The 21,593-nt window shown below is 62.4% G+C and carries 25 protein-coding genes; 3 read left to right on the plus strand and 22 right to left on the minus strand.

Features of this window, described 5'->3' with window-relative positions:
* The first annotated feature begins 59 nt into the window (after nt 1-59).
* Nucleotides 60-1,517: an SLC13 family permease gene (locus PCLY_RS19575; protein ID WP_061241324.1), complete on the plus strand. Its 1,458-nt coding sequence runs from the start codon at nt 60-62 to the stop codon at nt 1,515-1,517.
* A 116-nt stretch (nt 1,518-1,633) separates the two neighbouring features.
* On the opposite strand, the gene PCLY_RS19580 is transcribed toward PCLY_RS19575, so the two are convergent.
* The 12 genes from PCLY_RS19580 to ccmA all read right to left on the minus strand — a co-directional run bounded on the left by PCLY_RS19580 (nt 1,634) and on the right by ccmA (nt 10,224).
* Nucleotides 1,634-2,128, minus strand: coding sequence for a hypothetical protein (locus PCLY_RS19580; RefSeq protein WP_231740180.1), 495 nt, complete (start codon nt 2,126-2,128; stop codon nt 1,634-1,636).
* Between the two features lie 98 nt (nt 2,129-2,226).
* The gene (locus PCLY_RS19585) at nt 2,227-2,730 is read right to left on the minus strand and encodes a DUF6630 family protein (RefSeq protein ID WP_231740181.1); all 504 of its coding nucleotides are present in this window, start codon (nt 2,728-2,730) and stop codon (nt 2,227-2,229) included.
* A gap of 180 nt (nt 2,731-2,910) precedes the next feature.
* Entirely contained in the window at nt 2,911-3,237 is a 327-nt protein-coding gene (locus tag PCLY_RS19590) for a hypothetical protein (RefSeq protein WP_061241326.1), read from the minus strand.
* Complete coding sequence (gene ccmI, locus PCLY_RS19595) at nt 3,234-4,445, minus strand: c-type cytochrome biogenesis protein CcmI (protein ID WP_061241328.1); 1,212 nt, start codon at nt 4,443-4,445, stop codon at nt 3,234-3,236. Before ccmI ends, PCLY_RS19590 begins: the two co-directional genes overlap by 4 nt.
* Complete coding sequence (locus PCLY_RS19600) at nt 4,442-4,930, minus strand: cytochrome c-type biogenesis protein (protein ID WP_061241330.1); 489 nt, start codon at nt 4,928-4,930, stop codon at nt 4,442-4,444. Before PCLY_RS19600 ends, ccmI begins: the two co-directional genes overlap by 4 nt.
* Nucleotides 4,927-5,466, minus strand: a complete 540-nt coding sequence (locus PCLY_RS19605) for a DsbE family thiol:disulfide interchange protein (protein ID WP_061241332.1) — start codon at nt 5,464-5,466, stop codon at nt 4,927-4,929. Before PCLY_RS19605 ends, PCLY_RS19600 begins: the two co-directional genes overlap by 4 nt.
* Nucleotides 5,463-7,436: a heme lyase CcmF/NrfE family subunit gene (locus PCLY_RS19610; RefSeq protein WP_061241334.1), complete on the minus strand. Its 1,974-nt coding sequence runs from the start codon at nt 7,434-7,436 to the stop codon at nt 5,463-5,465. The genes PCLY_RS19605 and PCLY_RS19610 overlap by 4 nt, the downstream gene beginning before the upstream one ends.
* Nucleotides 7,433-7,921, minus strand: a complete 489-nt coding sequence (gene ccmE / locus PCLY_RS19615; RefSeq protein WP_061241337.1) for a cytochrome c maturation protein CcmE — start codon at nt 7,919-7,921, stop codon at nt 7,433-7,435. Before ccmE ends, PCLY_RS19610 begins: the two co-directional genes overlap by 4 nt.
* Nucleotides 7,918-8,094 (minus strand): heme exporter protein CcmD, encoded by a 177-nt coding sequence (gene ccmD / locus PCLY_RS19620; RefSeq protein WP_037002829.1) that lies wholly within the window; start codon nt 8,092-8,094, stop codon nt 7,918-7,920. The genes ccmE and ccmD overlap by 4 nt, the downstream gene beginning before the upstream one ends.
* Nucleotides 8,091-8,846 (minus strand): heme ABC transporter permease, encoded by a 756-nt coding sequence (locus PCLY_RS19625; protein WP_061241339.1) that lies wholly within the window; start codon nt 8,844-8,846, stop codon nt 8,091-8,093. The genes ccmD and PCLY_RS19625 overlap by 4 nt, the downstream gene beginning before the upstream one ends.
* 65 nt (nt 8,847-8,911) lie before the next feature.
* The gene (ccmB, locus tag PCLY_RS19630) at nt 8,912-9,583 is read right to left on the minus strand and encodes a heme exporter protein CcmB (protein ID WP_037002833.1); all 672 of its coding nucleotides are present in this window, start codon (nt 9,581-9,583) and stop codon (nt 8,912-8,914) included.
* Nucleotides 9,580-10,224: a cytochrome c biogenesis heme-transporting ATPase CcmA gene (gene ccmA / locus PCLY_RS19635; protein WP_082768113.1), complete on the minus strand. Its 645-nt coding sequence runs from the start codon at nt 10,222-10,224 to the stop codon at nt 9,580-9,582. The genes ccmB and ccmA overlap by 4 nt, the downstream gene beginning before the upstream one ends.
* A 230-nt stretch (nt 10,225-10,454) precedes the next feature.
* Here ccmA and fliK point away from each other — a divergent pair, with 230 nt between their 5' ends.
* Together fliK and PCLY_RS19645 are read left to right on the plus strand one after the other, a co-directional pair.
* A complete protein-coding gene (fliK, locus tag PCLY_RS19640; protein WP_061241343.1) occupies nt 10,455-12,005 on the plus strand; it encodes a flagellar hook-length control protein FliK in 1,551 nt (516 codons plus the stop codon).
* On the plus strand, nt 12,002-12,346 hold the full coding sequence (locus PCLY_RS19645) for an EscU/YscU/HrcU family type III secretion system export apparatus switch protein (protein ID WP_061241346.1): 345 nt from the start codon (nt 12,002-12,004) through the stop codon (nt 12,344-12,346). The genes fliK and PCLY_RS19645 overlap by 4 nt, the downstream gene beginning before the upstream one ends.
* Before the next feature lie 200 nt (nt 12,347-12,546).
* On the opposite strand, the gene PCLY_RS19650 is transcribed toward PCLY_RS19645, so the two are convergent.
* The 10 genes from PCLY_RS19650 to PCLY_RS19695 all read right to left on the minus strand — a co-directional run bounded on the left by PCLY_RS19650 (nt 12,547) and on the right by PCLY_RS19695 (nt 21,523).
* Complete coding sequence (locus PCLY_RS19650) at nt 12,547-12,969, minus strand: DUF2802 domain-containing protein (RefSeq protein ID WP_061241347.1); 423 nt, start codon at nt 12,967-12,969, stop codon at nt 12,547-12,549.
* A 3-nt stretch (nt 12,970-12,972) separates the two neighbouring features.
* The gene (locus PCLY_RS19655; protein ID WP_003243242.1) at nt 12,973-13,452 is read right to left on the minus strand and encodes a chemotaxis protein CheW; all 480 of its coding nucleotides are present in this window, start codon (nt 13,450-13,452) and stop codon (nt 12,973-12,975) included.
* A gap of 95 nt (nt 13,453-13,547) precedes the next feature.
* The gene (locus tag PCLY_RS19660; RefSeq protein ID WP_061241349.1) at nt 13,548-14,381 is read right to left on the minus strand and encodes a CheW domain-containing protein; all 834 of its coding nucleotides are present in this window, start codon (nt 14,379-14,381) and stop codon (nt 13,548-13,550) included.
* Nucleotides 14,382-14,467: 86 nt separating this feature from the next.
* Entirely contained in the window at nt 14,468-15,256 is a 789-nt protein-coding gene (locus PCLY_RS19665; RefSeq protein WP_061241351.1) for a ParA family protein, read from the minus strand.
* Nucleotides 15,257-15,338: 82 nt separating this feature from the next.
* A complete protein-coding gene (motD, locus tag PCLY_RS19670) occupies nt 15,339-16,148 on the minus strand; it encodes a flagellar motor protein MotD (RefSeq protein ID WP_061241353.1) in 810 nt (269 codons plus the stop codon).
* 12 nt (nt 16,149-16,160) lie between these two features.
* A complete protein-coding gene (locus PCLY_RS19675) occupies nt 16,161-16,901 on the minus strand; it encodes a flagellar motor protein (RefSeq protein WP_061241355.1) in 741 nt (246 codons plus the stop codon).
* Nucleotides 16,902-16,926: 25 nt separating this feature from the next.
* Nucleotides 16,927-18,057, minus strand: coding sequence for a protein-glutamate methylesterase/protein-glutamine glutaminase (locus tag PCLY_RS19680; protein WP_061241358.1), 1,131 nt, complete (start codon nt 18,055-18,057; stop codon nt 16,927-16,929).
* A gap of 45 nt (nt 18,058-18,102) precedes the next feature.
* The gene (locus tag PCLY_RS19685) at nt 18,103-20,328 is read right to left on the minus strand and encodes a chemotaxis protein CheA (RefSeq protein WP_061241360.1); all 2,226 of its coding nucleotides are present in this window, start codon (nt 20,326-20,328) and stop codon (nt 18,103-18,105) included.
* A 12-nt stretch (nt 20,329-20,340) separates the two neighbouring features.
* A complete protein-coding gene (locus PCLY_RS19690; RefSeq protein WP_061241362.1) occupies nt 20,341-21,129 on the minus strand; it encodes a protein phosphatase CheZ in 789 nt (262 codons plus the stop codon).
* A 19-nt stretch (nt 21,130-21,148) separates the two neighbouring features.
* Nucleotides 21,149-21,523, minus strand: a complete 375-nt coding sequence (locus tag PCLY_RS19695; RefSeq protein WP_169968482.1) for a chemotaxis response regulator CheY — start codon at nt 21,521-21,523, stop codon at nt 21,149-21,151.
* Between the last annotated feature and the right edge of the window lie 70 nt (nt 21,524-21,593).

Genomic DNA, 21,593 nt, shown 5'->3' on the forward strand with positions numbered 1-21,593 from the left:
GGTCATAACGTCGCCCTGTGGGCTATAAAGCCCGACTTTTTAGCTGAAGGAAGCGCGCCATGGCCGTTACCACCAATGAATCCACGGCACCCGCCAAGGCTGCCTGGATCGGCCTGATTCTGGGTCCATTGTTACTGCTCGCCTGCCTGGTCACCGAGCCGCCAGCCGGCCTTTCCAGCACGGCCTGGGCCACCATCGGTCTGACCCTGCTGATGGCCACCTGGTGGTCGACCGAAGCGATCCCGATCCCGGCCACTTCGCTGCTGCCGATCCTGTTGATCCCGGCGCTGGGCATCGACAGCCTCAATGCCGCCACCGCGCCCTACGCCAACCCGACCATCTACCTGTTCCTCGGTGGTTTCGTGCTGGGCCTGGCCATGGAGCGCTGGAACCTGCATAAACGCATCGCCCTGATGACGCTGCTGGCCATGGGTAGCAAGCCGAGCAAGCAGATCGCCGGCTTCATGATGGCCACGGCCTTTCTCAGCATGTGGGTGAGCAACACCGCCACCACCATCATGATGCTGCCCATCGGCCTTTCGGTGATCGGCATGCTCACCAGCGAGAAGAACACCGGCGAGGCCGAGCGTGAACGCTTCGCCACTGCACTGCTGCTGGCGATTGCCTATGCCGCCAGTGTCGGCGGTATCGCCACGCTGATCGGCACCCCGCCGAACGCCCTGCTCGCCGCTTTCCTCGCCGAGAACTATGACGTGCAGATCGGCTTCGGCCAGTGGATGCTGCTCGGCGTTCCAGTGGCGGTGATCATGCTGGCGTTCATCTGGTGGTGGCTGACCCGTGGCGGCTTCAACCTGGCCGGGCATGACAGCACGCAGCTGATTCGCGGCGAACTGGCCGAACTCGGTCCGCTGAGCCGTGGCGAGAAGCTGGTGGCCATGGTGTTCGTCGCCACCGCACTGGCCTGGGTGTTCCAGCCGTTGATCTCCGACTGGGTGCCCGGCGTCAATGACACCAGCATTGCTATCGCCGCGGCACTGGCGCTGTTCATCATTCCGGTGGACACCAAACAGCGCGTATTCCTGATGAACTGGGAAAGCGCCAGCAAGCTGCCCTGGGGCGTACTGCTGCTGTTCGGCGGCGGCCTGTCGCTGGCGGGGGTGATTCGCAGCACCGGCCTGGCCGAATGGATTGCGCAGAGCCTCGGAGCCCTGGGCGCCCTGCCAGTCATCGCGATGATCGGCGTAGTGGTGCTGGTGATCATCTTCCTCACCGAAGTCACCTCCAACACCGCCACCGCAGCAGCCTTCCTGCCGCTGCTCGGCGCGCTGGCCGTGTCGCAGGGCATGCCGGCCGAGCTGCTGGCGATTCCTGCCGCCATCGCCGCCAGCTGCGCCTTCATGATGCCGGTGGCGACGCCGCCCAACGCCATCGTGTTCGGCACCGGGCACATGAAGATACAGTCGATGATCAGGGCGGGCTTCGCCCTCAACCTGTTCGGCGTGGTGCTGGTGACGGTGATCAGCTACCTGCTGGTGGGCATGATCTGGGCACATTGAGCCTGGATCGCACCAACAAGAACGGCGCCTTCGGGCGCCGTTTTTTATGGTGCGTCGCTTTTGCCGAGGGAAAGATACGATTGATACCGGACCTTTCCCAAACTATTCGAAGCGCCTTAAAAAATACTGTCCCAGCTCCGGGTGGTAAATGCGCTGATAGCTATATATTCACCGCTCCAGGACTTGAACGTCAGCGTGCCATTAAAGTCCGGATAGACCGTCTTCTTTTCATTCAGCAGCCACAGTTGCACATTTTCAATCGGTTTCGAGGTGACTTTCAAATCGCCACTCTCTGGCGCCATATGCGGCAAGCTATAAACAGCGCGCTTTAACTGCCCGCGATAGCGGTAAATCATCGGACTGCGATAATCCTGCGTTTTTGGCCGGTAATACTGGTTGTAACCAACAATACTGACTTCATTGCCACTAAAGCTGACGAACATGAAATTGGGGGTTTCGCTGGTAATCAGGCTGTTATCCGCCAGCATTCTCGATACATCTTCACGACTTAACAGGCTGTTATCCCTGCGGTCGAGGCCGGTGTAAACATGAAGACCCTGCAGATCGGTCATGGCTTTCAACAACAGCTCTTTCGAGGGCGTCGGGTGCATCCAGCGCACCGAACGAGACGTACAACCGCTGACAATTAACAAAATGATCAGACATATCGCTAACCGGCCGGCGGTAGCGGGGGTTACATACGAAGATCTCAGCACAGCACCAGTCCTCGCGGTTGTAATTGCAGATTGAGTTGCTCGATTTTGGGCTGCTCAGTGATGACGCAGATGAAACGCGGATTTTCATGCAAATAGACGTTGCCATCACGCTGCAGCATACCGACCTCCAGCAATTGCAACCCGGCCTGTTGTAATTGCTGCTGCAACACCGGCAGATAAAAACCACCGGCGTCATACAGGAACGCTTCACGACTGATGTCCTGAACCGGAAAGCCCTGCTCATCATAAAGACTGTCGGTAGACAAGGTAATACCGGCCTGCTGAACCGGTGCCAATGCGTTTAATCCATCAACACCCCAAGGATCAAATTCCTTCCATTCGACATAACAAAGATAACGCTCACCCAACAGTGCATCCAGCCAATAGAGTTGCTTATACTCCCCCTGCCGCTCATCAACCGCAGGCACTGCAGTATATTTTTCCGAGAACCCCGGAATGGCTTGCGCCAAAGCAATTAACAGTGCTTCATCACTCATACTTTATCCTTTTAGCTTATGTAGGTGAAGTGTCCTTACTCTTTTAAGTTGCTGAAGCGACTAGCCAATCATTACGGCAGAGGAATAGGCGGCTATGTGAACCGCCGTGCATCCAGAAGAGGCTGACGGATAAATGGAAAACGGCGCCAGAGGCGCCGTTGAAAGGCCAAAACAAATGCCTCACCGAGATTGGTAGTGCCGGTACAGCCCTGGCGGAATGCCCGAGCTGTCGGTTTCCTGCCACGGCCCGCCGGCTTGCGAAGACCAGCTCCAGCCGCCGTCCCAGCGATAGAAGACGCGCTCGCGGTAGTACAGGTCGCGCGCCCCTTCGACCACGTAGACGCCCAGCCCCGGATTCCAATGACTCTTGACCCCGGGTGGTGGCGCATAGCGCGGATGCGATGGCTGCTGCACCGGCGGCAGCTCACCCACCGGCGCACTCGGCTGCTGCAAAACGCAGCCACTGAGGCCAAGCCCGAATGCGCAGGCGAGGATCAGGCGCTTCACTGGGCCTGCCCGTCGCGGCTGTCGATCAACAGCGTCTGCACGTCACGAGCGGTGTTGGCAACTGGGCCGGTCTTGCCGCTCCACTCGCCCTGGGTGGCATTGCCAGCGCGGGAAACGCGGGCCACCAGCTGTACCTGGTCGAATCGGGAAATCTTCAGTTCGGGCATCATCGCATCCACGTCGGAGAGGCTGACTTGCGCCGGCAGGTCAGAGACCTTCAGGCGTTTGACCGCCAACGGCATCGGCGGGCCGCTGAGAGCGCGAGCGAAGACGAATACGGCATCGTCCGGCTGCACGTTCTTCTGCACCTCGGGCGACAGCGACACGCTGACCTCCAGCGCATGCACCTTGGCCTCCGGCGCTGCAGCCGTGCTCGGCTGCTCACCCTCACCCAGTTGCTGACGGGCGCGTTCGATGCCGCCGACGATGGCCGCGCGGGACGGGTCCTGCTCCGGCAACACGGCGACCAGGCGCTCCCAGTAACGCACTGCATCAGCATAGCGCTGACTTTCATAGGCCGCGATGCCGAGCAGGCCAAGGCTGGTGACCTCCTGCGGGTCCGCCTTGAGCGCCTCGTCGGTGAGTGCCTGGAGTTGCTCGTTCCACTGTTTGCCTTCGGCAAAATACAGCGCCTGCGCCCACTGACCGAGCAGCTCCGGGGCACGCCCGGCAATCTGCACGGCGCGTTCGAACGCCTTGGCGGCGTCGCCGGCACGCTCCTGCGCCATGTAGGTACGTCCCAGGAAGTACCAGGCTTCGGCCGAATCTGGCTGCTGCTTGACGGTCTGCTCCAGGCGCGCGGTCATCTCCTCGATGCTCTGCGGCTGCATGGCCGCCAGCTGACGGGTCTGCTCGACCTGGTCGAGCGCGCCCCAGTGCAGGTACAGGGCCACACCCAGCACCGGGACCAGCAGCGCCGACACCAGCGGAATCTTGCCGCCGAGCACGCTGCTGCGGCGCTGCACGCCTTCGGTGTCATCGAGCAGCTCGCGCGCGGCCTCGGCGCGACCGGCCTCCAGCTGCGCATCATCGAGCACGCCAGCCTGGCGCTGGACTTCCAGCTCCTGCAGGCGCTCCTGATAGAGAGTGACGTTGAGTGCGGTGCGGTCTTCTTCGGCCTGCAGCTTGCGAATGCGCAGCACCGGAATCAGCAGAAACGCCAGGGCGGTCAGCAACAGCAGCCCGGCGGGCAACCAGAAATCGATCATCGGTCTTTCTTGTCCTGAGAGGCTTGGTCGAGCAGTGCGGCGAGGCGCGCCTGCTCATCGACGGAGAGGCCTACGGCCGAACGGTTTTTCTGCTGCCCACGACGGCGCAGGACGATCACCCCGAGCACGCCAAAACCCAGCACCAGCAGGCCGGCCGGGCCGTACCAGAGCAGCAGCGTGCGACTGGTCAGCGGCGGTTTGTAGAGCACGAAGTCACCGTAACGCGCGACCAGGAAATCGATGATCTCATCGTTGCTCTTGCCCGCTTCGAGCATGCGGTAGATCTCGTTGCGCAGGTCCATGGCGATCGGCGCATCGGAGTCGGCGATGTTCTGGTTCTGGCACTTCGGGCAACGCAGCTCTTCGACCAGGTTGCGATAACGCTGGCGTTCAGCCTCGTTGGCAAACTCGAAGGTATCGATGGCGGCATGCGCGCTGGCCAACAGGCCCAGCGCCAGACCGGCGGAAATCAGCAAACGCTTCATGGCTGGGCCTCGTCGACCAGTTGCTGATAGACCGGCGCCAGTTGCTCACGCCAGATGCGCTCGTCGATGGCGCCGACGTACTTATGACGAATGATGCCCTTGGCGTCGACGAAGAAGGTTTCCGGCGCGCCGTACACGCCCAGGTCCAGACCGAGGCTGCCTTTGGCATCCTCGATATTGAGCTGGTAGGGGTTGTGCAGGTCACGCAGCCACTTCTGCGCCGGCTCGAGCTGATCCTTGTAGTTGATGCCGTGGATCACCACTCCGGCTTCGGCCAGCTTGTTCAGTACCGGGTGCTCGTGCCGGCAGGCCGGGCACCAGGTGGCCCAGACGTTGACCAGCGCCGGCTTACCCTTGAGATCGTCCTGGGTCAGGGTGCGCGACGGATCGGTTACCGAGGGCAGGCTGAAGGCCGGAAATGGCTTGCCGATCAAAGCCGAAGGCAGCTCGGACGGGTCGAGGAACAGGCCGCGATAAAGGAACACGGCAATCGCCAGAAAGGCCAGCAGCGGCAACAGCAGCAGCAAACGTCTCATGCGTTGGCCTCCTGCATGCCCAGGGCTTCGCGCACGCGGGTTCTGACCTTGATCCGGTAGCGCTTGTCAGCCGCGGCGAGGAAGCCGCCGAAGGCCATCAGCAGACCGCCGAGCCAGATCCAGCGCACGAAGGGTTTGATGTGAATGCGCACGGCCCAGGCGCCCTGCTCCAGCGGCTCACCCAGGGCAACGAACAGATCGCGGGTGAAACCGGCGTCGATGCCCGCCTCGGTCATGGTCGACTGCTGCACGGTGTACAGACGCTTCTCCGGGTGCAGCACCTTGATCTGCCGCTCGCCGTCGAAGACCCGCACCGTCCCCTTGTCGGAGATGAAATTGGGCCCTTCGTGGTGCACCGCGCCTTCGAACTGGAAGCGATAGCCCGCCAGTTCCACCGATTCACCCGGCGCCATGCGCAGGTCGCGCTCGTAGCTGCCCAGGCTGGTGAGCACCACACCCAGGGCGCACACAGCAAACCCCAGGTGCGCCATCTGCATGCCCCAGTAGCTGCGGGTCAGGCTCGGCAGGCCCTTGATCAGGCCCTTGTGGCGCGTCTTGTCGAGAATGTCGCGCACCCCGGCCAACACCACCCAGAAGGCCAGCAGGCAGACCGCCAGCACGGCCCAGTGGAAATCGCCATGCACGAAGGTGGCGATCAGCGCCAGCACTACGCTGGCGATCAGCACCGGAGCCAGCATGCGCCCCAGCCAAGTCAGCGGGGTGTCCTTCCAGCGCACCAGTACACCGACAGCGATCACCGCCATCAGCAGCGCCATCAACGGCAGGAACAGCGCGTTGAAATAAGGCGGGCCGACCGACAGCTTGGCGCCGGTCAGGGCGTCGAGCACCAGCGGGTAGAGGGTGCCGAGCAGGATCATCGCGGCCGAAACCACCAGCACGATGTTGTTGACCAGCAGCAGCGTTTCACGCGACCACAGGCCAAAACCGACCTGGCTCCTGACCACCGGCGCACGCACGGCGAACAACGCCAGCGAGCCGCCGACCACCACCAGCAGGAAGGCGAGGATGAACACGCCGCGCTCCGGATCCGTGGCAAAAGCATGCACCGAGGTCAGCACACCGGAGCGCACCAGGAAGGTCCCCAGCAGGCTGAGGGAGAACGCGGCGATGGCCAGCAGTACGGTCCAGCTCTTGAACACGCCACGTTTCTCGGTCACCGCCAGCGAGTGAATCAGCGCGGTGCCCACCAGCCAGGGCATGAAGGAGGCGTTCTCTACCGGGTCCCAGAACCACCAGCCGCCCCAGCCGAGTTCGTAGTAGGCCCACCAGGAGCCGAGGGCAATACCGATGCCAAGGAAGGCCCAGGCGATGATGGTCCACGGCCGCGACCAGCGCGCCCAGGCGGCGTCGAGTTTGCCGCCGAGCAACGCGGCAATGGCGAAGGCGAAGGCCACGGAGAAACCGACGTAGCCCATGTACAGCATCGGCGGATGCACGATCAGGCCGAAGTCCTGCAACAAGGGGTTGAGGTCGCGACCATCGGTCGGAGCATTCGGCAGCAGGCGCTCGAAGGGGTTGGAGGTGACGATCAGAAACAGCAGGAAGCCGACGCTGATCATGCCCATCACCGACAGCACGCGGGCGAGCATCTCTTCCGGCAGATGGCGCGAGAAGATTGCCACGGCGAAGGTCCAGCCAGCCAGGATCAACGCCCACAGCAGCAAGGAACCTTCGTGCGCGCCCCACACCGCGCTGAATTTGTAGTACCAGGGCAGCGCCGTGTTGGAGTTGTTGGCCACGTAGGCGACGGAGAAATCGTCGACCATGAAGGCATAGGTCAGGCACAGGAAGGAGAACAGCAGAAAGGCGAACTGCCCCCAGGCAGCCGGCTGCGCCAGGCTCATCCACTGGTGGTCACCACGCCAGGCACCGATCAGCGGCAGAGTCGCCTGTACCAGGCACAGACACAGGGCCAGGATCATCGCCAGATGGCCGAGCTCGGGGATCATTGCGCGCTCTCCTGCTGATAGCCCTGTTTGGCGGCCTTGGCCTCATTGTGCTTCTGCATCATTCCGCTCTTTTCCAGTGCCTGCATGACTTCAGGCGGCATGTAGTTCTCGTCGTGCTTGGCCAGCACCTCGTCGGCCACCAGCACACCCTGTTCATTGACCCGACCGAGGGCGACGATGCCCTGCCCTTCACGGAACAGGTCCGGCAGGATGCCGCTGTAGCGAATGGTCACGCCATGCGCGCCATCGGTGACGACGAAGTCCACCTCCAGCGAATCGGCGGAACGCTTCAGCGAGCCCTCTTCCACCAGGCCGCCGGCACGAATGCGCGTATCGACCGGCGCCTCGCCATTGGCGATCTGGCTCGGGGTGTAGAACAGGTTGATGTTCTCCTGCAGTGCGGTCAGCGCCAGCGCCACGGCGATGCTGACGCCGCAGAGGATGGCCAGAATGATGTACAGACGTTTCTTGCGAACCGGATTCACTTCGACTTCTCCCGGCGCAAACGGCGCGCCTCGTCTTGCAGGTAACGGCGACGGGCCAGAATCGGCAGCGCCACATTCAATGCCAGGATTGCCAGGCTGATGCCGTAGGCGCTCCAGACATATGCGCCATGGGTGCCCATGGCGAGAAACTCGGAGAACGAGGAAAAGCTCATGCCTTGCCCTCCACCAGATTCTGCACTTCGGCTTTCACCCAGCTGCTACGCGCTTCGCGCTTGAGCACTTCCAGGCGCATGCGATAAAGCAGTACGGCACCGAAGAAGCAGTAGAACCCCAGCACCGCGAGTAGCAACGGCAGCCACATTTCCACCGGCATGGCCGGCTTTTCGGTGATCTTGAACGTGGCGCTCTGGTGCAGCGAGTTCCACCACTCCACCGAGTACTTGATGATCGGGATGTTGACCACGCCGACGATAGCCAGTACCGCGCAAGCCTTGGCAGCGCTGTCGCGGTTGCTGATGGCATTACCCAGGGCGATGACACCGAAATAAAGAAACAGCAGGATCAGCATGGAGGTCAGCCGCGCATCCCAGACCCAGTAGGTACCCCAGGTCGGCTTGCCCCAGATGGCACCGGTCAACAGCGCGATGGCGGTCATCCAGGCACCGATGGGCGCAGCTTGCTGCAGCGCTACGTCGGCCAGTTTCATCTTCCACACCAGGCCAACCAGGCCGGCAATGGCCAGCATCACGTAGATGGACTGAGCGAGAAAGGCGGCAGGAACGTGGATGTAGATGATGCGAAAGCTGTTGCCTTGCTGGTAGTCCGGTGGCGCGAACGCCAGGCCCCAGACCAGACCGGCGACGATCAGCAACACCGCAGCGATGCTGAGCCAGGGCAGCCAGCGGCCGCTCATCTCATAGAACCACTTGGGCGAACCCCATTTGTGAAACCACGTCCAGTTCATGCTCGACTCATTATTCAGGCCTGATCCGGCGGTTATCCGGTTCAGATGTCAGTCACGGTTCGTTGTTATTCGCCGACGCTGATGGTCAGACCGGCGGCAATCGCAAAAGGTGTCAGGGTCACCGCCAAAGCAGTGAGGCTGGCCAGCCATAACAGATGACCGGTCGCCGGCAATCCTTGCAGGGCCGCCTGCAACGCCCCGCTGCCAAGAATCAGCACCGGGATGTACAGCGGCAGAATCAGCAGCGCCAGCAGCAGACCGCCGCGCTTGAGACCGACGGTGAGCGCCGCGCCCACCGCACCGAGCAGGCTCAGCACCGGAGTGCCGAGCAGCAGGGATATCAGCAGCACTGGCAGGCAACGCCCGGGCAAACCGAGCATCAGCGCTAGCAAAGGCGCCAGCAAAACCAGCGCCAGACCACTGAACAGCCAGTGTGCCAGCACCTTGGCCAACACCAGAAGAGGCAGGGGGTGCGACGAAAGGACCCACTGTTCGAGCGAGCCATCTTCGAAATCACTGCGGAAAAGCCCGTCCAGCGAGAGCAGCACGGCCAAAAGCGCCGCCACCCAGACCAGGCCGGGAGAAAGGGTTTGCAACAATTGCGTCTCCGGCCCCACCGCCAGCGGAAACAGGGCGATGACGATGGCGAAGAACACCAGGGGGTTGGCCAGATCGGATGGACGGCGCGCCAACAGGCGCATCTCGCGCGACAACAGCTGAGTGAAGACATTGCTCATGCGGCGTACTGCCCCAGATCCAGATCGCGATAAGTCGCCGGCTTGTGCTGCAGGCTGTGGTGGGTGGTCAGCACCACCACGCCGCCGCGCTCGCAATGGGCGGCCAGATGCGCTTCGAGCTGCGCCACACCGCCCTTGTCCAGTGCAGTGAAGGGCTCATCGAGCACCCACAACGGCGGTGTATCGGCAAGGTACAGACGCGCCAGGGCCACACGACGCTGCTGGCCGGCCGACAAGGTATGACAGGGGACGTCCTCGAAACCACGCAGGCCGACTGCCTCCAGCGCCTGCCAGATCGCCTCGCGGCTGGCCGGGCGATGCAGCGCGCAGAGCCAGGCCAGGTTCTCTTCGGCAGTCAGCAAGCCCTTGATGCCAGCGGCATGACCAATCCACAGCAGGTTGCGCGCCAGTTCGCCGCGTTGCTCGGACAAGGTCTTGCCCTGCAACAGGATGTCACCGGAGGTCGGCTGGCGCAGGCCGGCGACCAGCCGCAGCAGACTGGTCTTGCCACTACCGTTGGGCCCGCTGATCTGCAGCATGTCACCGCCATCGAGACGAAAGGCCAGTTGCTCGAAGAGCATGCGCCAATCCCGCTCACAGCTGAGCGCCACGGCTTCTAGAAGGGGAACGGGACGGGTCATCGATACCTGGCAGGGTTAAAGTCGACGGTGCTCCGGCCGCTATACTGACGCGTGCCGGAGGTACTATGCGCAGCGGGGCGGCATTATACATGGCGCGCCGCTGTCCCCGCAGTCAGCATTTTCGACAGGGTGTGAATCGCGTAGGCTGGGCCATGCGCGCCAGCAGTCGAAACCACCGCACCAGGCGCAGCCCTACGGCACCAGCACAGGACGGAGCCTCACCAAAGCCCATGAGCGAAATCAGCAGTCCACGCCCGCTCCCCCCTGCGGCTCCTGTCATCCGTAACACGGCGACGGCCGCCGATATGGCCGTGCGCCTGCTGCAACCGCTGGAAGGTATGCTGGCCGCCGGCGAAAGCGCCAAGGCCGAAGTGATAGCCGTGCGCGAGCAGGCGCAGAGCTTTCAGTTGCTGCTCAAGCTAACCCTGGAAGGCGGCCGCCAGGCCACCGTGCAGGCCGACAGTTCGAGGCCGCTGGCCCAAGGCACGGCCCTGACCGTGACCGCCCTTTCCGATACGCGCCTGAGCGTACTGCTGCAACCAGGTAGCGACAAGGCCGTGACCCAGCTTGACCTGCAGCAACTGCCACCCGGCACGCTGGTGCAGGGCAAGGTCGTCAGCAACGCCCCAATGCCCACGCCAAATGCGCAGAACGCGCAGAACGCGCAGACGATCTATCGCCTGGTGGTCAACCTGCTCAACACACCGCTGGCGGGCAACAAACTGGCCATCGACAGCCCCTTGAACCTGCCGCTCGGCAGCCTGCTCAGCGCCCAGGTGCAAGGCAGCCAGAGCCTGGCGTTTCTGCCGCTCAGTGGCCGCCTGGACCAGCTGGTTCTAGGTCAACAGCTGGCCGCTCAGCAGAACCGCCAGGCCTCGCTGGAAGGCCTCTTCAAAGGCCTGCAAGGGTTGGCTGGTGCTGACGAGGCGCTGCGCGGTAGTGTCGACAAGCTACTCGGCGCCCTGCCCGACAGCAGCCAACTCAGTACCGCCAAGGGTCTGGCGCAGGCACTCGAGGGCAGCGGCCTGCTATTGGAGGCCAAGCTGCTGCAAGGCCAGACCAGCGGCCTGGCGCAGGACCTCAAGGCCAACCTGCTACGCCTGATCGCACAACTGGCCCCGCAGCTACCTGGCGGCGCTGGCTCCCTGGCCGGGCTGCAGAACGCGCTCAATCAGAACCTGCCGAACCTGGCCAGGCAACTGCTCGGCGTCAATGCCAACGGCACGGCCCGCCAGCAGGCCCTGACCTTCCCCCTGCCCTCGCGGCTGCTGCAGAACATGGATGGCGAAGCCGACCTGGAAACCCTGCTCAAGCTCGCTGCTTCTGCCATATCAAGGCTGCAGACCCATCAATTGTCCAGCCTGGCGCAGACTCAGGTAGACGCCAACGGCAACCAGTTGACCACCTGGCAGCTGGAACTGCCGATGCGCCACCAGCAGGAGGTGATTCCGCTGCAGATCAAGCTGCAGCGCGAGGAGCAGAACGCCAAAGGCGAGAAGAACGAAACCAAGGAACCACTATGGCGGATCGATCTGGCCTTCGACCTCGCTCACCTTGGCCCGCTGCAGGTTCGTGCGCAGCTGCTGCGCGGCAGCCTGTCCAGCCAGCTCTGGGCCGAGCGTGCCGACACGGCATCGCTGATCAGCGCCGAACTGGGCAACCTGCGTGAGCGTCTGCAGGCCGCAGGCCTGGAAGTGGGCGAGCTGGCCTGCAGCCAGGGCATGCCTCCACAGGGGCCGAAAACCTCGCTGGAGCAACGCTGGGTGGATGAAACCGCATGAGCCGCAAGCAGCAGCAACCCCAGGCTCGCCAAGCCATCGCCCTCAATTACGATGGGCAGAGTGCCCCTGTACTCAGCGCCAAAGGCGATGACGAACTGGCTGAAGCCATTCTCGCCATTGCCCGTGAATACGAAGTCCCGATCTACGAGAACGCCGAACTGGTACGCCTGCTCGCGCGCCTGGAACTCGGTAATGCGATTCCAGAATCACTGTATCGCTGCATTGCCGAAATCATCGCCTTCGCCTGGTACCTCCAGGGCAAGACACCGCCCGGCTTTACGGCGGATGCCGAGCGCGACGTCACCCCGCCGCTGCCATTGCTCAAGGGCCCGCCCCACTGAGTATCAGTCGCTCGCCAGGCCCTGGCGTAGCGCCTGCCAGAAGCGACAGATGCACTGAACTGCCCGCGGCACGGGCGACCATTGCAGAATTTCACGGATTCGACAGCGCAGGGCAAAAGCCCGGCAATGATCGGCCAGGCGGACGATCGGTGACTCAGGGGCCCTGACGAGGTGCTCGACAGAGCGTCAGGGCCGGGCCGCTAGCGCGACTGCCCCGCTTTGGGCTTGTGCAGCCGGCTGATCAGCTCAGCCTCGGCCGTACTCAGGCCGCAGGACTGGGTGAGATCATCGACGCTGGCCCCCATGCCTACCAGGCGAGCGGCCTGAGTGAAGGACAGACTGCTGGGGTCGCGCTGCTCGATCTGGCTGACCTTGTCCGGTAGCGGCGCCACCACTCGGCGCAGCTCATGCAGCTCTTCACCCATGCGAATGCTGCCGGTCAGGTAAGCATCCAGCCGCTTGTTCAGCTCCTTGATCCGCGCGTCGCGCACGGTGTCGCGCTTGGCCTGCTCAGCCAGCAGACGCTGCTGGTTGCGATACAGGCCATTGCAGGCGATGCCCAATGCCACGCATAGCAGCGCCACGAAGGCCAGGGCCGCGGCAAGCATGGCAAACTCGGACATGGCTCAGATGCTCTCCAGCTCCGACCACTCTTCCTCGGACATCATCTTGTCCAGCTCGACCAGGATCAGCAGTTCGCCATTCTTGTTGCACACGCCCTGGATGAACTTGGCCGACTCGTCGTTACCAACGTTCGGCGCCGTCTCGATCTCGGACTGACGCAGGTACACCACTTCAGCCACGCTATCGACCAGGATGCCCACCACCTGCTTGTCTGCCTCGATGATGACGATGCGGGTGTTGTCGGTAACCGGCGCCGAACCCAGGCCAAAACGCTGACGGGTATCGATCACGGTGACCACGTTGCCGCGCAGGTTGATGATGCCCAGCACATAGCTCGGCGCACCCGGCACTGGAGCAATCTCGGTGTAGCGCAGTACTTCCTGTACCTGCATCACGTTGATGCCGTAGGTCTCGTTGTCCAGGCGAAAGGTCACCCACTGCAGAATCGGATCTTCGGCACCTTGTGCAGAACTTTTCTTCATGTCCCTAGCCTCGTCAAAAACCGCTCAGTGCGGCATGCGCGGGTCGACCCGCTTATCATTAACTATAGAGCCGGTTGGCACAGGCTCACCAATTCTCAATGCACTTTTCCGCCATTCAGGCGTTTCGCGCCACCACTGGCGATCAGTTCGGCCAGCGCCTCCACGTCCAGCAACGCGCACATATGTTCGATCACCGTGCCGGCCAACCAGGGGCGCTGCGCTCGCTGACTGCGCCATTTGACCTCGCTCGGGTCGAGGCGGATCGAGCGGCTGACCTGATGAACCGCCAACCCCCACTCGTAGCCCTGAACCGAGATCACGTACTGCAGGCCCTCGCGGAAGTCTTCGCGGTAACGGTCCGGCATCACCCAGCGCGCCGTGTCCAGCACCTTCAGGTTACCGGCCTGGCTCGGCAGAATACCGAGGAACCACTCCGGCTGACCGAACAGCGGAGTCAATTCCTGGCCTTCGAGCGGATAGATCGAACCCAGGCAGATCAGTGGCACGGCAAGGGTCAGCCCGGCAACGTCGAACAACAGGCACTCGAAGGGCTCCTCGGCCCACGCCGGACGACCATCGGCCAGCAAGGCGGCTGGTTGCGGCGCCTGTTCAGCGGCCGTGGCGACCTCCGGCGGCGCCTGTTCGACGACAGGCGCCTGTACCGGTGCCAGCAACTCCACTGGAGCAACCAGCACCGGCGCCTGCGACTCGAGCACCGTGGCCAGGGCAACCGGAGCAACCGGGGCCACAACAGGCGCTACGGGTTCGAGCAGCCTGGCATCACGCACCTGCTCCTCGAGCACTGCGGCCTCGAACTCGTCGAGACTGACGGACATTTCCAGTTCAGCAGCGGCATCCTGCAGCAGACCATCGAGATAGGACTGCAGGGCGAGCTGGGAACGCGTGGCAGTGGCGAGGTTACGACTCATGACTGAAACCCGGGATAAGATCTTTACAGCCTATCGGCCGCAGCATGCTCCGACTTGAGTGACGCAGTTCAACACAGACGCGCATTTCAGGCCACCTGCGTCGCAGGCTGATGGCTGAGCAGGTGCTTGAGCAGCGCCCTGTAGGCAATCACGCCACGGCTGCCGGCATCGAACTGCGAAGGCGTGCGCCCCGCCCGACTGGCATCGCGCAAGCGCGTGTCGACCGGAATGTAAGCCGGCCACAGGTGTTCAGGATAGGAATTGCGCAGCACCCGCAGCGTGCTCATGGACGCCTGGGTACGACGGTCGAACAACGTCGGTACGATGGTGTAAGGCAAGGCCTGCTTGCGCGAGCGATTGATCATCGCCAGCGTGGTGATCATGCGTTCCAGCCCCTTCACCGCGAGGAACTCGGTCTGCACCGGGATCACCAGTTGCTGACTGGCCGCCAAGGCATTGACCATCAGTACGCCAAGCAGTGGCGGGCTATCGATGATGGCGTGATCGAAATCCTCCCACAGCTGCGCCAGGCTCTTGGCAATCACCAGGCCCAGGCCGCTCTGCCCCGGCGACTGACGTTCGAGCGTGGCCAGCGCCGTGCTCGACGGCAACAGGGAGATATTCTCGTGGCTGGTACCGTGCAACAGCTGCTTGGGCAGGCCCTGCGGCACGTTGCCCTGGTGCAGGAACAAGTCGAAGCAACTGTGCTCCAGCGTATCGGGATCATGACCGAAATAACTGGTCATCGACCCATGCGGGTCAAGATCGACCACGACCACACGCTTGCCGGCATCGGCCAACAGGCCTGCCAGGGCGATGGAGGTAGTGGTCTTGCCGACCCCACCTTTCTGATTGGCTACTGCCCAGACTTTCATCTTCTCTCATCCTCCCGGCAAGAGGCGCTCAGGCCGAGAATGGCTGTCGCACGCACGCAGCAGGCGACTGGGATTTGACGGCTCACGACTGTGGAACCCCCGACGCAGACGCCGGTGCAGGTTGCGTGCCAGCTCCCGACTGCTGAGTCGCGGCACTGCCAGCGCTACGTCGCGTGTCGAGATTGCGCGAAATCACCAATACCACGCGGCGGTTTCGCCCCCTGCCCTCCGCTGTGGCATTGTCGGCTACCGGCTGGAACTCACCATAGCCTACGGCCGCCAGACGTGAGGGGTCGACACCATCCATGGCGAGCATGCGCACGATGCTCGACGCACGCGCCGAAGACAGCTCCCAGTTGGTTGGATACTGGGCAGTCTGGATCGGTAGATTGTCGGTAAATCCCTCGACCTTAACCGGGTTCTGATAAGGCGCCAGAATCTTGGCGACCTTCTCGATAATATCGAATGCCTGATTGTTCGGGATCGCATCGCCGCTGGGAAACAGCAGGCTGGAGCTCAGCTCGATTTCGATCCACATCTCGTTGCCACGCACGGTCAGCTGATCGCTCTGGATCAACTCACCAAATGCCTCTCGCACACTGGAGGCAATGTTTTGCAAGGTGGAATCCGAACTGGGATCGTCGAGCGCGGTGTTGTCGGGCTCACTGGTGCGAGGTCGCTCCTCACCAACGGGAATCGGCTTGATCGAGCGATCAGGCTGATTGAATACACCGGTCAGAGACTCCGAGAGAATCTTGTACTTGCCTTCGTTGATCGAGGAGATCGAATACATCACCACGAAGAAGGCGAACAACAAGGTGATGAAGTCGGCGTAGGAAACCAGCCAACGCTCGTGATTCTCGTGTTCCTCATGATGCCGCCTGCGCGCCATGCCATACCTCCATCAGTCCATGAAGCCTTGCAGCTTCAGCTCGATGGAACGTGGGTTTTCACCCTCGGCGATGGACAGGATGCCTTCGAGAAGCATCTCGCGATAACGCGACTGGCGCAGCGCGATGGACTTGAGCTTGTTGCCCGCCGGCAACAGCAGCAGGTTGGCGAAACCGACGCCGTAGATGGTGGCGACGAAGGCCACGGCAATACCGCTACCGAGCATGCTCGGGTCGGCCAGATTGCCCATCACGTGAATCAGGCCCATTACCGCGCCAATGATACCGATGGTCGGAGCGTAGCCGCCCATGCTCTCAAACACCTTGGCCGCCTGGATATCGCGCGCCTCCTGGGTGTAGAGATCGACCTCGAGGATGCTGCGAATGGACTCAGGCTCGGCGCCGTCGACCAGCAACTGCAAGCCCTTGCGCGCGTACGGATCGGGCTCGGCATCAGCCACTGCCTCCAGACCCAGCAGGCCCTCCTTGCGCGCCACCATGCTCCAACCGACCACGCGATTGATGCCGCCCACCAGATCGATGCGTGGCGGGAAGAAGATCCAGCGCACAATCCCCATGGCGCGCTTGAACACCTGCATCGGCGCCTGGAGAAAAGCGGCGCCCAGCGTACCGCCAATGACGATCAGCGCCGCCGGGCCGTTGAGCAGCGCCCCGGCGTTGCCCCCTTCAAGGTAATTGCCACCCAGAATGGCAACGAACGCCAGGATGACGCCGATTAGGCTCAATACATCCATGCGCAGGTTCCACACTTAGCCTTGGTCACTGGCACGCCTCGGTCAGGTGCCGACCGATGTCATCCAGACCGTAAACCGCATCGGCCAGGTTGGCCTTGACCACCGCCATGGGCATGCCATAGATCACGCAACTGGCTTCATCCTGCGCCCATACCTGACTGCCCCCCTGCTTGAGCAGGCGCGCACCCTCGCGGCCATCGGCGCCCATACCGGTCAGCACCACGGCAAGAACCTTGTCGCCGTAGGATTTGGCGGCAGAGCCAAAGGTGATATCAACGCAGGGTTTGTAGTTGAGACGCTCGTCACCGGGCAGAATCTTCACCACGCCACGCGCGTCGACCATCATCTGCTTGCCGCCAGGCGCCAGCAGCGCGAGCCCGGGACGCAGGACATCGCCGTCCTCGGCCTCCTTGACCTGAATGCGGCACAGCTTGTCCAGGCGCTCGGCGAAGGCCTTGGTAAACGCGGCGGGCATATGCTGGATCAGCACCAGTGGCGCCGGGAAATTGCCCGGCAACTGAGTCAACACGCGCTGCAGCGCCACCGGACCGCCCGTGGAGGTGCCGATGGCCACCAACTTGTAGGCCTTGCGCTTGGGCGCTGACGATACAGGAGCTGCGCCACCGGCCGAGACCGCCGGACGTGCAGCAGCGGTGGGCGCCGGAGCAACCGGCCGCGTCGAAACGGCTGGACGACTAGTCGGCGCCGCACTCGGGCTGGCTGCGGTCGGCGCCACTGCAGCGGAGCTGAAACGACGATTGCTGCGGGCGATGCTGTGGACCTTCTCGCACAGCATCTGCTTGACCTTCTCGGGATTGCGCGAGATGTCTTCGAAGTTCTTCGGCAGGAAATCCACCGCACCGGCATCCAGCGCATCGAGCGTAACGCGGGCACCTTCATGGGTGAGCGAGGAGAACATCAAGACCGGAGTCGGGCAACGCTGCATGATGTTTCGTACTGCGGTGATGCCGTCCATCATCGGCATCTCGTAATCCATGGTGATCACGTCTGGCTTGAGTGCCAGCGCCTGATCGATGGCCTCGCGCCCGTTGGTGGCCGTGCCCACGACCTGAATGCTGGGGTCAGCAGACAGAATTTCCGAAACGCGCCGGCGGAAGAAACCGGAGTCGTCCACCACCAGAACCTTAACAGCCATACACTCTCCTAGACGGCGCGAAGCCATGGCCCGCGCCGCAAAACATCAGAAACGTCGAGCGTAGCGCTTGAGCATGCTCGGTACGTCGAGAATCAACGCGATGCGTCCGTCGCCGGTGATCGTGGCGCCAGACATTCCGGGCGTGCCTTGCAGCATCTTGCCCAGTGGCTTGATTACCACTTCTTCCTGCCCGACCAATTGATCGACGACAAAACCGATGCGTTGGCTGCCAACGGTGAGAATCACCACGTGACCTTCGCGCTGCCCTTCGTGGAAGGCCTGCGGCACCAGCCAGCGCTTGAGATAGAACAGCGGCAACGCCTTGTCGCGCACGATCACCACCTCCTGACCGTCGACCACGTTGGTGCGCGACAGATCTAGGTGGAAGATCTCGTTGACGTTGACCAGCGGGAAGGCGAAGGCCTGATTTTCCAGCATCACCATCAGCGTCGGCATGATCGCCAGGGTCAGCGGCACCTTGATGATGATCTTCGAACCCTGGCCCTTCTGCGAGAACACGTTCACCGTGCCGTTGAGCTGGGTGATCTTGGTCTTGACCACGTCCATGCCCACGCCACGGCCGGACACGTCGGAAATCTCGGTCTTGGTCGAGAAACCCGGGGCGAAGATCAGGTTGTAGCATTCGAACTCGTTGAGACGATCGGCTGCGTCCTTGTCCAGCAGGCCTTTCTCCACCGCCTTGGCTCGCAGCACGTCGGCATCCATACCTTTGCCGTCATCGGTAATCGACAACAGGATATGGTCGCCTTCCTGCTCGGCGGACAGCACCACGCGGCCTGCGCGGGCCTTGCCAGCCTTCTCGCGTTCTTCGGGGGTTTCCACGCCGTGGTCGACGGCGTTGCGCACCAAGTGCACTAGCGGGTCGGCCAGCGCCTCGACTAGGTTCTTGTCGAGATCGGTCTCCTCGCCCACCAGCTCGAGGTTGATTTCCTTCTTCAGGTTACGCGCCAGATCGCGGACCAGGCGCGGGAAGCGGCCGAAGACCTTCTTGATCGGCTGCATGCGGGTCTTCATCACCGAGGTCTGCAGATCCGCCGTGACCACATCGAGGTTCGACACCGCCTTGGACATGGCTTCGTCGCCGCTATTGAGCCCCAGGCGCACCAGACGGTTACGCACCAGCACCAGCTCGCCGACCATGTTCATGATTTCGTCGAGACGTGCGGTATCGACCCGTACGGTGGTTTCCGCTTCGCTCGCGGCAGGTGCCTTGTCAGCGGCCGGAGCCGCAGCGGCAGGAGCACGGGCAGGCGCAGGTGCGGGCTCAGACTTGGCTGCAGCAGGCTTGGCTGCCGGCGCAGCGGCCTTGGGTGTGGCAAGCGGTTTTTCAGCGGCTGCAGGCGCAGGCGTCGGCTCGCTGGGCGGCACGAACTTGCCCTTGCCGTGCAACTGATCGAGCAAGGATTCGAATTCGTCGTCGGTGATCTCGTCGCCGGCCGGAGCTGGCGCGGCGGCAACAGCAGCGACCGGCGCTGCCGCTTCGGCCGCAGCGGAGAACTGACCTTTGCCATGCAACTGGTCGAGCAGCGCTTCGAACTCGTCGTCGGTGATGTCATCGCCTGCCGGCGCGGCTGCCGGAGCCGAGGCCACTGGCGCAGCGACAGGGGGCTCGACCGTGCCGGCGAACTGCCCCTTGCCATGTAGCTGATCGAGCAGCGATTCGAACTCGTCGTCGGTGATCTCGTCGCCACCAGCACTGGGTTCAGGGCTCGCATTGGTCGCCGGGGCCTCACCCAGCGCGTCGAGCAGTTGCTCGAATTCGCTATCGGTGATGTCGCCAGACGCGACAGGCGCGGCAACGGACGCGGGCTCTGGTTCCGGCTCGGCCTGCTGCACCGGCGCAGGCGCCGGCTCGGCACCTGCCGGTTCAGCCAGGCGCGCCAGTGCGGCCAGCAGCTCCGGCGTGGCAGGCGTCGGCTCGCGGCGCTCACGCACCTCGCCGAACATGCCATTGACAGCATCAAGAGCCTCGAGCACCACATCCATCAGTTCCGAGTCGACGCGACGCTCACCCTTGCGCAGGATGTCGAAGACGTTTTCGGCGATATGGCAGCATTCAACCAGCTCGTTGAGCTGGAGGAAACCCGCTCCGCCCTTCACGGTATGGAAACCGCGGAAGATGGCGTTGAGCAGGTTCATGTCATCCGGTCGGCTTTCCAGCTCGACTAATTGTTCGGACAACTGTTCGAGAATCTCGCCGGCCTCTACCAGAAAATCCTGGAGGATCTCTTCATCGGCGCCGAAGCTCATATTGTGTGCTCCTTAGAACCCTAGGCTGGACAGCAGGTCATCTACATCGTCCTGGCTGGAGGCGACGTCATCACGCTTATCGGCATGAATCTGCGGACCTTCACCCCGCGATGGCTCTTTTAATTTTTCCTGTTCGGTGCGCAGCTCTTCGTGATCGTGCTGAATACCGGCAAAACGGTCGACCTGGCTGGCCATGAGCATCAGCTTGAGCAGGTTGCTTTCCACTTCGGTCACCAGTTGGGTGACACGCTTGATCACCTGACCGGTAAGGTCCTGGTAATCCTGCGCCAGCAGAATGTCGTTGAGGTGGCCGGACAGCTTGGCGCCATCTCGTTCGCTACGGGCGAGAAACAGCTCGACGCGCTTGGCCAGTTCACGGAAACCATCGGCACCGATTTCACGGCGCATGAAGCGACCCCATTCGACGCCCAGGCTCTGCGCCTCGTCGCTCAGGTCATTGACCAGCGGCGCGCTCTGCTCGACCAGATCCATGGTCCGGTTGGCAGCCTTCTCGGTCATGGTTACGACGTAGTTGAGGCGCTCGGTCGCGTCGGCGATCTGCGACAGCTCCTGAGCATGCGGCATGCGCGGGTCGAGCTGAAAATTGACAATAGCGTTGTGCAGCTCACGGGTCAGTTTGCCGACCTCATGATAAAGACCTCGATCACGAACCTTGTTGAGCTCGTTGATCAGTTGCACCGCGTTGCCGAAGTTACCTTTTTCGAGGCTATCAACCAGCTCACGGGCATTGGTTTTCAGGGACGACTCAAGATCGCCCATCGTGGAATCATCGTGTTCCATAGCACCCTCGCGGCTGACATCAGCCGTTGACCCGCTCGAAGATCTTCTCGATCTTTTCCTTCAGCACCTGGGCAGTGAAGGGTTTGACCACATAACCATTCACGCCGGCCTGAGCCGCCTCGATGATCTGATCGCGCTTGGCTTCAGCGGTCACCATCAGCACTGGCAGGTGCTTGAGGCGCTCATCGGCACGCACGGCACGCAGCAGGTCGATACCGGTCATGCCCGGCATGTTCCAGTCGGTCACCAGAAAGTCGAAGCTGCCGCTCTGCAGCATCGGCAGCGCCGAGGTGCCGTCATCGGCTTCCGCGGTGTTGGTGAAACCCAAATCCCGCAAGAGGTTCTTGATGATCCGTCGCATCGTCGAGAAATCGTCAACGATGAGGATTTTCATGTTCTTGTCCAAGTCGACCTCCGTACAGTCCCAAACGTATTGCGCTTGCAACTACGTCCTTTAATCGTGA

Origin of the sequence: Ectopseudomonas composti (assembly GCF_001567565.1) — a bacterium.
Classification (GTDB): domain Bacteria; phylum Pseudomonadota; class Gammaproteobacteria; order Pseudomonadales; family Pseudomonadaceae; genus Aquipseudomonas; species Aquipseudomonas composti_A.

What these genes read in the sequence shown, in the direction of transcription:
- PCLY_RS19645 (WP_061241346.1), top strand. Translation starts at nt 12,002, where the DNA reads ATGAGCCGCAAGCAGCAGCAACCCCAGGCTCGCCAAGCCATCGCCCTC.
- PCLY_RS19600 (WP_061241330.1), bottom strand. Translation starts at nt 4,930, where the DNA reads ATGAAGCGTTTGCTGATTTCCGCCGGTCTGGCGCTGGGCCTGTTGGCC.
- PCLY_RS19690 (WP_061241362.1), bottom strand. Translation starts at nt 21,129, where the DNA reads ATGGAACACGATGATTCCACGATGGGCGATCTTGAGTCGTCCCTGAAA.
- ccmI (WP_061241328.1), bottom strand. Translation starts at nt 4,445, where the DNA reads ATGATCGATTTCTGGTTGCCCGCCGGGCTGCTGTTGCTGACCGCCCTG.
- motD (WP_061241353.1), bottom strand. Translation starts at nt 16,148, where the DNA reads ATGGCGCGCAGGCGGCATCATGAGGAACACGAGAATCACGAGCGTTGG.
- PCLY_RS19675 (WP_061241355.1), bottom strand. Translation starts at nt 16,901, where the DNA reads ATGGATGTATTGAGCCTAATCGGCGTCATCCTGGCGTTCGTTGCCATT.
- PCLY_RS19625 (WP_061241339.1), bottom strand. Translation starts at nt 8,846, where the DNA reads ATGAACTGGACGTGGTTTCACAAATGGGGTTCGCCCAAGTGGTTCTAT.
- PCLY_RS19575 (WP_061241324.1), top strand. Translation starts at nt 60, where the DNA reads ATGGCCGTTACCACCAATGAATCCACGGCACCCGCCAAGGCTGCCTGG.
- fliK (WP_061241343.1), top strand. Translation starts at nt 10,455, where the DNA reads ATGAGCGAAATCAGCAGTCCACGCCCGCTCCCCCCTGCGGCTCCTGTC.
- PCLY_RS19585 (WP_231740181.1), bottom strand. Translation starts at nt 2,730, where the DNA reads ATGAGTGATGAAGCACTGTTAATTGCTTTGGCGCAAGCCATTCCGGGG.
- PCLY_RS19610 (WP_061241334.1), bottom strand. Translation starts at nt 7,436, where the DNA reads ATGATCCCCGAGCTCGGCCATCTGGCGATGATCCTGGCCCTGTGTCTG.
- PCLY_RS19695 (WP_169968482.1), bottom strand. Translation starts at nt 21,523, where the DNA reads ATGAAAATCCTCATCGTTGACGATTTCTCGACGATGCGACGGATCATC.
- PCLY_RS19650 (WP_061241347.1), bottom strand. Translation starts at nt 12,969, where the DNA reads ATGTCCGAGTTTGCCATGCTTGCCGCGGCCCTGGCCTTCGTGGCGCTG.
- ccmA (WP_082768113.1), bottom strand. Translation starts at nt 10,224, where the DNA reads ATGACCCGTCCCGTTCCCCTTCTAGAAGCCGTGGCGCTCAGCTGTGAG.
- PCLY_RS19580 (WP_231740180.1), bottom strand. Translation starts at nt 2,128, where the DNA reads ATGCACCCGACGCCCTCGAAAGAGCTGTTGTTGAAAGCCATGACCGAT.
- PCLY_RS19680 (WP_061241358.1), bottom strand. Translation starts at nt 18,057, where the DNA reads ATGGCTGTTAAGGTTCTGGTGGTGGACGACTCCGGTTTCTTCCGCCGG.
- PCLY_RS19655 (WP_003243242.1), bottom strand. Translation starts at nt 13,452, where the DNA reads ATGAAGAAAAGTTCTGCACAAGGTGCCGAAGATCCGATTCTGCAGTGG.
- PCLY_RS19605 (WP_061241332.1), bottom strand. Translation starts at nt 5,466, where the DNA reads ATGAGACGTTTGCTGCTGCTGTTGCCGCTGCTGGCCTTTCTGGCGATT.
- PCLY_RS19685 (WP_061241360.1), bottom strand. Translation starts at nt 20,328, where the DNA reads ATGAGCTTCGGCGCCGATGAAGAGATCCTCCAGGATTTTCTGGTAGAG.
- ccmD (WP_037002829.1), bottom strand. Translation starts at nt 8,094, where the DNA reads ATGAGCTTTTCCTCGTTCTCCGAGTTTCTCGCCATGGGCACCCATGGC.
- PCLY_RS19665 (WP_061241351.1), bottom strand. Translation starts at nt 15,256, where the DNA reads ATGAAAGTCTGGGCAGTAGCCAATCAGAAAGGTGGGGTCGGCAAGACC.
- ccmB (WP_037002833.1), bottom strand. Translation starts at nt 9,583, where the DNA reads ATGAGCAATGTCTTCACTCAGCTGTTGTCGCGCGAGATGCGCCTGTTG.
- PCLY_RS19660 (WP_061241349.1), bottom strand. Translation starts at nt 14,381, where the DNA reads ATGAGTCGTAACCTCGCCACTGCCACGCGTTCCCAGCTCGCCCTGCAG.